Origin of the sequence: Nodosilinea sp. P-1105, assembly GCF_012911975.1 — a bacterium.
Classification (GTDB): domain Bacteria; phylum Cyanobacteriota; class Cyanobacteriia; order Phormidesmidales; family Phormidesmidaceae; genus Nodosilinea.
In genome coordinates, this window is sequence record NZ_SMDQ01000045.1 from 36767 (window position 1) to 46793 (window position 10027).

The window sequence follows — 10027 nt, forward strand, 5'->3', positions numbered from 1 at the left end:
TGCATAGCAATGAAAATACTAGTCGTTGAAGATAATCATGAGCTGAGAGAAATTCTCAATACAGCCTTAGGACGGGCGGGTCACAGTGTCGACGCTGCCGACACCTTTGCTACAGCGACCTGGCTGCTGTCGGAGCGTAACTACGACCTGCTAGTGCTGGACTGGATGTTACCCGAAGGCAGTGGACTGAGCCTATGCCAGCAGCATCGTCGTGGGGGCAAAACAACTCCGATTTTGATGCTGACAGCACGGGATAGTAGCACTGATAAAGTGACAGGGCTAGATGCCGGGGCAGATGACTATGTGACTAAGCCGGTTGATCTTCCAGAACTGTTGGCCCGGGTGAGAGCCTTGGGGCGGCGGGTCTGTCATTGGCAGGACGATTATCTATCCTTAGGAAATCTACGGTTGCATCTAGGCACCCTAACCCTTAGCTATCAAGGCCAGCAATGCCAGATCTCCAACCGTGAGGCACAGCTCTTGGAGTACTTTCTCCGCCATCCCCGTCAGATCCTCAGTCGTGATCAAATCGAGCAAGCCCTGTGGAACTGGGAGGTAGAACTGGGCCATAACGCAGTAACGGTGCAGGTGCGGCGGTTGCGGCAACGACTTCAAAGTATTGGTGTACAGGGGTGGATTGAAACGGTCTACGGAGCCGGATATCGCCTAATCGAGGCCCGGCAATGCCGGCAATGATAGATCTCTATGGCCGTAGCCGCTTTACGCTGGCCTGGGGGTTCACGGCCTCCATGGGCAGCATTTTGGTACTCTTTGCAGCAGCGATGTATGGGCTGAGTGCGCGCGATCATTTATTAGCCTTTGATGCCGAATTAGAAAGTAAAGCTCGAATGATGGCCTCGGGCATTCACTACGGCATCCACCGGGGCAAACGGCGCATCAAGCTCGACGATGTCCCGGTACTGGGCAGCAATACCCTGCCGTTAGATCATGACATTGCCTATGCTCGCTGGTACGATGCTCAGGGCAACCTGGTTCGTTTCGTCCGCCACCCTCCCACCCATCCCCAGGTTCAGAGACTGGGGTTTGAAACCCTCCAGATTGACAACGAAGCAACTGATTCAAGCTTGCGGCATCGGCAGATTACCCTACCGGTACGTCAGGACGACACCTTAATTGGCTACTTACAGGTGGCCGCTGTATTAACCCCAGTGCAGCAGCAGCTAGCCCGGCAACGGTTTTGGTTAACCCTGGGGGTGCCCTGTGCCCTGGGGACCATTGCCCTGGCGGGATGGTGGCTGGGGGGCTTAGCTATGGCTCCATTGCAGCAGGCACATCAGCGGCTACAACGCTTTACCAGTCATGCATCCCACGAGCTTCGCACCCCCTTAGCCCAGATCCTAAGCCATGTACAACTGGTCTTGGGTACCGACGAGGTGGCGACCGAACGCTGGCGGCTAGGGCGGGTAGCCACCATCATTAAAACCATGGACCAGATGGTTAGCGATCTGTTGTTTTTAGCTCGTCAGGCCGGACAATTGAGTCGAGATCAGCTCCGTTCCTTAGACTTGCGGGAGCTGATCCAGGAATTAGCCTGGGATTGTGAAGCCCTAGCCGCGAACCGAGGGATTGGTTTGACCTGTGAGCTACCGCACCAGCCCGTTTGGGTGGCTGCCAATGTGGATCTGCTGCACCAGGCCCTGTTGAACTTGACCGATAACGCCCTCAAGTACACCCCTGCCAGTGGCAAAATCAAGCTTATTCTAGCGACCCAGGGGGGCTGGGCACACATGCAAGTGATCAACACCGGTACCCTAGCCCCAGACTCGCTGCCCCACCTGTTTGAGCAGTTTTACCGCGATCCTTTGGCCCAGTCTAAGGAAGGATATGGCCTGGGCCTAGCGATCGCCCAACAAATTGCCCAAGCCCATGGCGGCGATATCACAGCCTGCAGTGCCGCTGAAAATATGCTCTTTTTTGAGTTAGCCCTGCCCCTAACCAGCCCCCTGTTAGATTTTCGTTAGATTCATCCGCCAAACTCTCTAGAAACCTTGAAAAATTGGAGAGTTCACCATGCGATGTCGCAGAGCACTAAGGACCAGCGAATAGCTCTAACAGCATCCGGTCTTAGGGCCTGGTTGCCTTGTATGTTTCCCATTTTCCTAAGGAGATAAGTCATGGATTGGAGTCCTGCCATTCCTACATTTTTAGTCACCCTGCGTGAGGGGGTAGAAGCGGCCCTGGTGGTAGGAATTGTGTTGGCTTGTTTGCGACAGGCTAAGCAGCCCCAACTGGTGTCTTCGGTGTATTTAGGCATTGGTGCTGGCCTGGGGGGCAGTGTGATTTTAGGCATTGGGTTGGTAAGGTTACTTCAGCGGGTAGGGCAAGGCTCTAGCCCCCAGGCGGTGTTGGGCCGTCAGCTGTTGGAAATGGGGCTTGGGGTGGTGGCGATCGTCATGCTGAGCTGGATGCTCATTTGGATGACCCGCCAGGCCCGCACCCTCAAAGCTGAGATTGAGGGCACTGTACAGTCGGCCCTCACCCAGAACCGGGCCGCCGCCTGGGGGGTCTTTACCCTAGTAGCCACCGCTGTGTTGCGGGAAGGCTTTGAAACCGTCATTTTTTTGGCCGCCAAGTTTCAGCAGGGCTGGATTCCCATTGCTGGGGCCGGGGCCGGGCTGGGCGGCGCGGTGCTGATTGGCCTGCTGCTGTTTCGCTGGGGCGTGCGCATTGACCTGAAGCGGTTTTTTCAGGTGATGGGCATATTTTTGCTGCTGATTGTGGCGGGACTGGTGATTTCGGCCCTGCGCCATCTGGATGCGGCAGCGGTGGCCTGGGTCGAGCTGCACCCTGAGATGGCCAGCCTATGTTGGTCAGTCGGAAGATCCTGTCTGCTCGGCCCGCTGGTATGGAATGGTCACGACCTGCTGCCCGATCGCCAGTTTCCCGGCATTGTGCTCAAAACCCTGTTTGGCTACCGCGAGCGGCTCTACGGCATTCAGGTTCTGGCCTATGCCCTGTTTTTGGCTACCGTGGGCGGACTGTACTTCCGTAGTTTGACGCCGCCTGATACGGCGGTGGTTCGGGTCAAAGAGCAGGTTTAGATGCGGTTTGCGGTTTGCGGTTTGCGGTCTACGGTTTGCGGTTTGCGGTCTACGGTGCGGGCCGTGCACCGTGCACCGTAAACCTTGCACCCTTTACCGTCTACCGTCTTTCCCTTGCCCCATCCCCCCAACATTCCACGAGAGGAGAAGACCACCGATGTTGATGTCTTCTATAGAGGTATGACGATGAAATTGATGATTACGTTAGTGGGTGTAGGAGTAGCTAGTTTGGCCCTGGTGGCCCCAGTTAGTGCGGAGCCAGAGGCGATCGCCCTGCCAGAGGCGTCCTTAACCCTGGCTACTGAGGGCATATCCACGGCGGCCACTGATTTAGTACCTGAGGATAGAGAGACACGTGCTGCCGGGGCGTCCATCGCCCAAGTTGCAGAGGATGGATCTGGTCTGCGCATTCAGGTTACGGGGGAGGGGTTGAGCCCTGAGCAACTGCGCTTTGAATCCCCCAACCAACAGTTGATCCTCGATCGCGATGCCATTGAGCGGTTTCAATTTCCGATGATTGGCGACGTGCTGCGGCAGCAGCCCAGTGTCACCTTTGGTGGCCCCTTCGACGAAAACCGCGACATTCGCTTGCGGGGGTTGCCCAACGGCTTTACCCAGGTGCTGATTGATGGCCAGCGCCTATCCCCCGATCGCAACGATCGCCAGGTGCCCCTCAACACTATCCCCACTAACCTGATTGAAAGTGTTGAAATTATCCGCACCCCCACCGCAGCCCAGGATGCCTCGGGCATTGGTGGTACGGTCAATTTGGTGCTGCGATCGCCCCAGGAACGAGTGGGCCAAATTAACGTGGGCGGCAGCACCCTAGAGAGTCGGGGTCCCTACGGCAACCTGGAGTTTCTCTACGGCGATCGCGATGGCAACCTCAGCTTTTTGCTGAATGGAGCGATCGGCAGCCGGGGCTCGGTCAAGTTTAAAGACCGGCAGGATCGGGACGCCGATGGCGTATTGACCCAAACCGACGTTGAAGACGACATCAAAGACTTTTTTGACTATAGCTTTTCCCCCCGCCTGGAGTGGCAGGTGTCGCCCCAAGACACCTTGCATTTTGAAGGGCTGCTGCTGGCCACCGAAGAGTATCGGGATGTGGAGCGCAATATTACCCAGTTCACCTTTCGCAACAACGGCACACTCCAGCGCCAGCGAGAGCGTATACGTCTAAACGATGAAAACAGCCGGGTGCTTAACTGGCGGGTGGGAACTCGCTGGCAGCGGGAACTCGGTGCCGACAGCACCCTAGAGGTTGGTCTGCTGGTCCAAGGCCTGGACAGTACAACCAACAAAGAAGAGCGGGAAGTGCGTACGGACACCAATTTTAACAATGCTGGGGTCGGTACGGTGGGCACGCCTCAGGAATCTCGGACAGAGCAGCGAGACAGCACCACCGAAACCGACTGGATCGCCAGTGCCCGGCTGGATTGGCAGGTGAGTGACCAGCACCGGCTCACCCTGGGGGTAAATGGCAGCTTTCGCGATCGCAACGCCGACCGCATTCAAAACGACGAGCCGGTGCCCAACAACATCTTTGGCATCGACGAAACCCAGATCAATGCCTTTATCCAGGACGAATGGACCCTGGCCCCCAACCACACCCTGCTGGCTGGGGTGCGCCTAGAGCAGGTCTATACCACCGCGATCGCCAGCGACGACCGCAGCGGCAGCCAGAGCAACACCCAGATTAACCCCTCCCTCAGCTACCGCTTTCAGGCCACCCCCAATACCGTGCTGCGGGCTGGGGTGGCGCGCACGGTGGCTCGACCCAGCTTTGGTGACCTGGTGCCCTTTGCCCACCTGGTCGGGGTGATCTGGGCCAGCCCGACCAGGTGGGCAACCCCGACCTGCGCCCCCAAACCGCCTGGGGCATTGACATTGGCGTCGAGCAACAAATCGCCAACGGCTCTGGCCTGTTGGGCCTCAACGGTTTTTGGCGCACCATCGACAACCTAATTGAAAGTCAACTCAGCCAAGACCCAATCAGCGGTCGGTTCCTGCAGCGTCCGGTCAACATTGGTTCGGCCCGTACCTACGGCGTTGAACTCGATGGCCGCAGCGAACTAGACTTCATCGGCCTACCCGGATTAACCTTGCTGGGCAATGTCTCCTGGCTGAACTCAGCGGTAGACGACATCACCACCGGCGAAACCCGCCCCTTCAACGAACAGCCCGCCTACCTGTTCAACCTGGGGTTCGACTACACCTTGCCCAGCAACGCCTTCAGCGTTGGGCTCAACTACCGCTATGTGCCTCAAATTGCCTTTACCCAACAGAGTGGCGACATTCTCCAAGAGCGCTTTGTCGAACCCGAGGGCACCCTGGATGGTTACCTCACCTGGCGCCCCATCGACACCCTAGCTCTGACCCTCTACGGTCGGAACCTGCTGGGCATTGAAAATAGCCGACCTCGGCGGGTGCTAGAAAACGGTGTGCTGCAAAGCACCCAAACCGACTTCCAGCGGGCCGATCGCATCATCGGCCTTAACCTGTCCTGGCAATTTTAGGAAACTACGATGATCTGGCCCCGCCGTTGGCAACGACTGCGCCGCCGCCTAAAACCCTGGTTGGTTTTAGGCCGGGAGGTAATGCAGGTGATTTTGAGTCAGCCTCTGTGGCTGCTGCTCTCCATTGCCTCCACCATTGTCCACGCCGCCCTAGAGCCTAGCCTGGCCTGGATGGGTAAATCCTTTGTGGATGATTTACAGGGGCAAGACACCGCCCTGCAAGGCTCGCTCTTGAATTATGCCCTGGTGTTTGGCGGGGTGATTACTGGTTTGGCCGTGATTAAGTTCGGCAATCAAATTCTCAATAAGGTCTACGAAAGTCGGCTGATTATTGTGCTGCAGCGGGCCTATTTAGAGCGCCGGGGCGCATCTCGGGGGGCCGAAGATGTCTCTCGGCTGCTCTATGACACCGAGCAAGCCAAACGGGGCCTCGACATTATCTATAAAGACTCCTGGAAGATTGTGTCCCAAACGTTGTCGGTGGTGGTGTGGCAGCTGAGTCTGGCCCCCCAGTGGCTGCCCGCCCTGCTGCTGACGGTGGTGCCCCCCATGGCCCTGGTGCTACTGTTTGGCCGCTGGATTCAGCAGGCCAGCCTGGAAATTTTGGGCTTGCAAGGACAAATTGCCGGGTCTACAGGCCGCGATCGCCAGCTCCAGCTGTTTCGCCACCAGGAGTCGTTCTTTCGCTATGGCGTGCGCCTCGAAGCCCTCAAGGCCGGAGCCGAGGTGATGATGGATTTGCTCACCTGGTTTGGCCTCCTGCTGCTGGCCATCCTAGCGTTGGTGGTCAATCTAAATATTTTGCCCCAGGAGATTACCGCCGGAGATCTAGCCCTATTTGCCGTCAACCTGAATCTACTTTCTAAGCCCTTAGGGGAAATCGTCAAGGTCTACAACAAAGGGCGAGAGAGCTACCCGGCGGTGCTGCGGGTGCTTCAACCTGAGGCGGCTCCCCTACCCAAAGGAGGTGTTCATGGGTAATTTTATGGGCCTGGTACAGCACCCCCAATGGAGCCAGCTCTTGTCTCTATTCAAAGACATGGTGCAGGTACTACTGCGCCACCCCCTCTGGCTCAGCCTTTCCATTGGTTCCACGGTGCTCAGCGTCTCCCTAGAGCCGAGTCTGGCCTTGCTAGGCCGCAACTTCGTCAACCAGCTCCAGGATGACAGCACCGCCCTAGAAGACTCTCTGGTTAGCTACGTACTGGTGTTTGGCGGCGTACTAGTGGGCCTGGGGCTGATTAAATTTGGCGATAAGGTACTCAACAAAATCTATGACCTGCGTCTGATCATTGCCCTCCAGCGCACCTACCTAGAGCGCCGCCACCAAGAACGGGGAGCCCAGGACATTGCCCGCCTGCTCTACGACTGCGACCAGGCCAAGGGCGGCATGGATATTCTCTACAAAGACGCCTGGAAGATTGTAGCCGGGGTGGTCTCTGTGCTGGTGTGGCAGCTTAGCCTGGCCCCCGAATGGCTGCCCGCTCTGGTCTTGGCCGTCCTGCCCCCGGTGCTGATTGTGCTGGCCTTCGGCCACTGGATTCAGCGCCTCAGCCTCGATATGCTGCGGCTCCAGGGGCAAATTGCCGCCTCCACCGATGAAGTTAACCGCCTGCGGCTGTTCGCCCACCAGGAAACCTTCTTTCAGCGCACCATTCGACTGGAGTTTTTTAAGAAAGGCTCAGAGGTGCTGATCGACCTGCTGGCCTGGGTCGGGCTGCTGGCGGTGATTTTTCTCGCCTCCCTATGGGATATTGGCCTGCTGCCCGAAGAGGTGCGCGCTGGCGATCTGGCCCTGTTTGCCGTTAACCTCAATCTGCTCTCGAAGCCCATGGGCGACATCGGCAAGGTGTACAACAAAGGCCGCGAAGCCTACCCCGCCCTGCTGCGGGTTTTGCAGCCCGATCGCGCGATCGCTTTAGGTATGGAGAAGATGAACTAATGCAAGCCAACATGATTCGCAAGATAGCGGAGCGCGACCCGGTGACGCTACAGACCGAGGCGTCGGTGTTTCAGCTCTATGGACGGCTGCTGGGCTATGTGTTTCAGCATCGGGGAGGGCTGGTGATGGGGTTTATCAGCATTGTTGGGGTGTCGCTTTTGCAGGTGCTGATTCCTCAGATCACCCGCTATGTGATCGATACCTTGATTCCGGCCCAGCGGTTTGATCTGCTGATTTGGGTGGGGCTGAGCATTGTAGCGATCGCCCTGCTCCTGGGTACCTTTAATTTCCTCAAAAGCTATAGCCTGGCCCTGGTGGGGCAGCGCACCATCTACCAGTTGCGCAATGACCTGTACCAGCATTTGCAAAAACTGTCCCTGGGCTACTTCGAGAACCAGCGCACCGGGGCACTGATGGCCCGCCTCACCCAGGATGTCGATTCGCTGCAAACCCTGATTACCGCCGACGCTGCTGAGCTGATTGCTGAGATCGTGACTTTCTCAGCGGTCGTTACTTACCTGTTTTATGCCGACTGGTCGCTGACCCTGATGATTTTGGCCACCCTACCCATAATGGTGGGGCTGACCCAGCTATTTGGCACCCGCATGCGGGGGGCTTACCGCCAGGCGCGGGAGCAGGGGGCTGAGGTGAGCAACCACCTGCAAGAAACCCTGACTAATATGAAGGTGATCAAAGCCTGCGCCAACGAGGGCTACGAAATCGATCGATTCTCTGACTACAACCAGCAAAACCTGGAGGCCAACGTGCGGGTGGTGAAGCTGTGGTCGGCGTTTTCTCCGGTGATTGATTTTATGAACTACCTGGGTTATGTGATTGTGCTGGTCTATGGCGCCTGGGAGGTAATGCGGGGGCGGCTCACCATTGGCGAAATGACGGCGTTTTTAGCCTATCTAGGCCAGGTCAACCAACCCGCTAAAAAATTTAGCAAGTTAATGCACGCGCTACAAAAGGCCGCTGCCGCCTGCGAGCGCCTGTTTGAGACGCTGGATACCGAACCCGACATTCAGGAAAAACCCGACGCCCTGGAGTTGCCCCCCGTGCAGGGAAACCTCAAGTTTGAGTCCGTAGACTTTGCCTACAGCCCCGGTCAGCCGGTGCTCCAGCAGTTCAGCCTAGAGATCCAGCCGGGCACCACGGTGGCACTGGTTGGCCCCTCTGGGGCAGGCAAGAGCACCATCGCCAGTCTCGCCACCCGATTCTATGACCCCCAGAAGGGCCGTATTTTGATGGATGGCTATGATTTACGCGATCTGACCTTTAATTCTCTCCGTCGCCAGATGGGCATTGTTTCCCAAGAAACCCTGCTGATCTACGGCACCGTGCGAGACAACATTGCCTATGGCAAACCCGGCGTCACCGACGAAACCATCGAAGTCGCCGCTCGGGCGGCCCATGCCCACGAGTTCATTACGGCCCTGCCCCAGGGGTACGACACCCTGATTGGCGAACGGGGAGTAAAGCTGTCTGGGGGCCAGCGACAGCGCCTGGCGATCGCCCGTGCCCTGGTCAAAGATCCCGCCTTTCTGATCCTGGACGAGGCTACCTCGTCCCTCGATACCGAATCGGAGGCACTGATTCAGGCAGCTCTAGATCGGCTGATGCATGGAGAGCCGAACTCAGGCGGCGATCGCACCTGCCTCGTTATCGCCCATCGGCTATCCACTGTACAAAAAGCTGACTGTATCGTAGTCCTAGAACATGGGCAGATCGTAGAAATGGGAACCCATGTAGCGTTACTTGCTCGACAGGGACGTTATGCCGATTTGTGTCAAGGACAATTTTTTGTGGCCGACCCTTCAGCATCTGATCTAGGCATTGTTAATAAGGGGGTACGGGCCACAGCGTAGACGCTGTCAGGTCTTCTACACAGGCATAATTGCTACTGAGATAAGTACAAAAGCGGGAAATTACCATCTGATGATCGATGTGCTGACGGGGATACAAATCGCGGTCTTGGGGGTAAGCTATCTGGCTCTGGGGATCGGCTATGTGCCTGGGTTACGGATGAATCGCGCCACCATTGCGCTGGTCAGCTCGGCGGTGTTGATCGCCCTAGGCACCCTCAGTCTGGATGAAGCCTGGCGGGCGATCGATGCTAATACCATCGTGTTTTTACTCAGCATGATGGTGGTCAATGCGTACCTGTCCTATGCGGGGTTCTTCAAGCTGGCACTGCTGTACCTGCTACGGTTCACGCGCAGTCCCCTGGGCCTATTGGGGTTGCTAACCGTGGGCACAGGCATATTGTCGGCACTTTTCTTAAATGACACGTTGGCGCTGGTGAGCACTCCTCTGACAGTACAGTTAACTCGGTCGCTGAAGCTCAACCCGGTTCCTTACCTGCTGGCGATCGCCGGAGCCACCAATATCGGCTCTGTAGCAACCCTCAGTGGAAATCCGCAAAACTATTAGATGACAATTACTTTGGCGGGTGACGACAACTATTTTGGCGGGTAGTACAGCGCTAGGAATAGCCGACGTCA

8 protein-coding genes and 1 pseudogene are annotated in these 10027 nt (G+C 57.1%); all 9 read left to right on the forward strand.

Translation table 11 applies throughout. The features are described 5' to 3' along the window. Nucleotides 1-9 precede the first annotated feature (9 nt). A complete protein-coding gene (locus E1H13_RS17660; protein WP_169615083.1) occupies nt 10-696 on the forward strand; it encodes a response regulator transcription factor in 687 nt (228 codons plus the stop codon). Next, entirely contained in the window at nt 684-1982 is a 1299-nt protein-coding gene (locus E1H13_RS17665; protein ID WP_169615085.1) for a HAMP domain-containing sensor histidine kinase, read from the forward strand. Before E1H13_RS17660 ends, E1H13_RS17665 begins: the two co-directional genes overlap by 13 nt. A 153-nt stretch (nt 1983-2135) precedes the next feature. Further along, nucleotides 2136-3062 carry an FTR1 family protein gene (locus E1H13_RS17670; RefSeq protein WP_169615087.1) on the forward strand — a complete coding sequence of 309 codons (927 nt, stop codon included), beginning with the start codon at nt 2136-2138 and terminating at the stop codon, nt 3060-3062. 186 nt (nt 3063-3248) lie between these two features. Then, the gene (locus E1H13_RS27720) at nt 3249-5030 is read left to right on the forward strand and encodes a TonB-dependent receptor (protein WP_169615089.1); all 1782 of its coding nucleotides are present in this window, start codon (nt 3249-3251) and stop codon (nt 5028-5030) included. Then, nucleotides 4952-5581 carry a TonB-dependent receptor gene (locus E1H13_RS27725; protein ID WP_347404181.1) on the forward strand — a complete coding sequence of 210 codons (630 nt, stop codon included), beginning with the start codon at nt 4952-4954 and terminating at the stop codon, nt 5579-5581. Before E1H13_RS27720 ends, E1H13_RS27725 begins: the two co-directional genes overlap by 79 nt. A gap of 9 nt (nt 5582-5590) precedes the next feature. Then, entirely contained in the window at nt 5591-6562 is a 972-nt protein-coding gene (locus E1H13_RS17680) for an ABC transporter ATP-binding protein (protein ID WP_169615091.1), read from the forward strand. Next, complete coding sequence (locus E1H13_RS17685; RefSeq protein ID WP_206070646.1) at nt 6555-7523, forward strand: ABC transporter ATP-binding protein; 969 nt, start codon at nt 6555-6557, stop codon at nt 7521-7523. Before E1H13_RS17680 ends, E1H13_RS17685 begins: the two co-directional genes overlap by 8 nt. After that, complete coding sequence (locus E1H13_RS17690) at nt 7523-9391, forward strand: ABC transporter ATP-binding protein (RefSeq protein WP_169615093.1); 1869 nt, start codon at nt 7523-7525, stop codon at nt 9389-9391. The genes E1H13_RS17685 and E1H13_RS17690 overlap by 1 nt, the downstream gene beginning before the upstream one ends. Nucleotides 9392-9461: 70 nt before the next feature. Continuing rightward, nucleotides 9462-9950, forward strand: a pseudogene (locus E1H13_RS17695) (SLC13 family permease); the annotation flags it as partial. Between the last annotated feature and the right edge of the window lie 77 nt (nt 9951-10027).

Bases quoted from the DNA above. Each gene is read 5' to 3' on its own strand.
- E1H13_RS17685 (WP_206070646.1), top strand. From the start codon at position 6,555: ATGGGTAATTTTATGGGCCTGGTACAGCACCCCCAATGGAGCCAGCTC.
- E1H13_RS17660 (WP_169615083.1), top strand. From the start codon at position 10: ATGAAAATACTAGTCGTTGAAGATAATCATGAGCTGAGAGAAATTCTC.
- E1H13_RS27720 (WP_169615089.1), top strand. From the start codon at position 3,249: ATGAAATTGATGATTACGTTAGTGGGTGTAGGAGTAGCTAGTTTGGCC.
- E1H13_RS17665 (WP_169615085.1), top strand. From the start codon at position 684: ATGCCGGCAATGATAGATCTCTATGGCCGTAGCCGCTTTACGCTGGCC.
- E1H13_RS17670 (WP_169615087.1), top strand. From the start codon at position 2,136: ATGGATTGGAGTCCTGCCATTCCTACATTTTTAGTCACCCTGCGTGAG.
- E1H13_RS17690 (WP_169615093.1), top strand. From the start codon at position 7,523: ATGCAAGCCAACATGATTCGCAAGATAGCGGAGCGCGACCCGGTGACG.
- E1H13_RS17680 (WP_169615091.1), top strand. From the start codon at position 5,591: ATGATCTGGCCCCGCCGTTGGCAACGACTGCGCCGCCGCCTAAAACCC.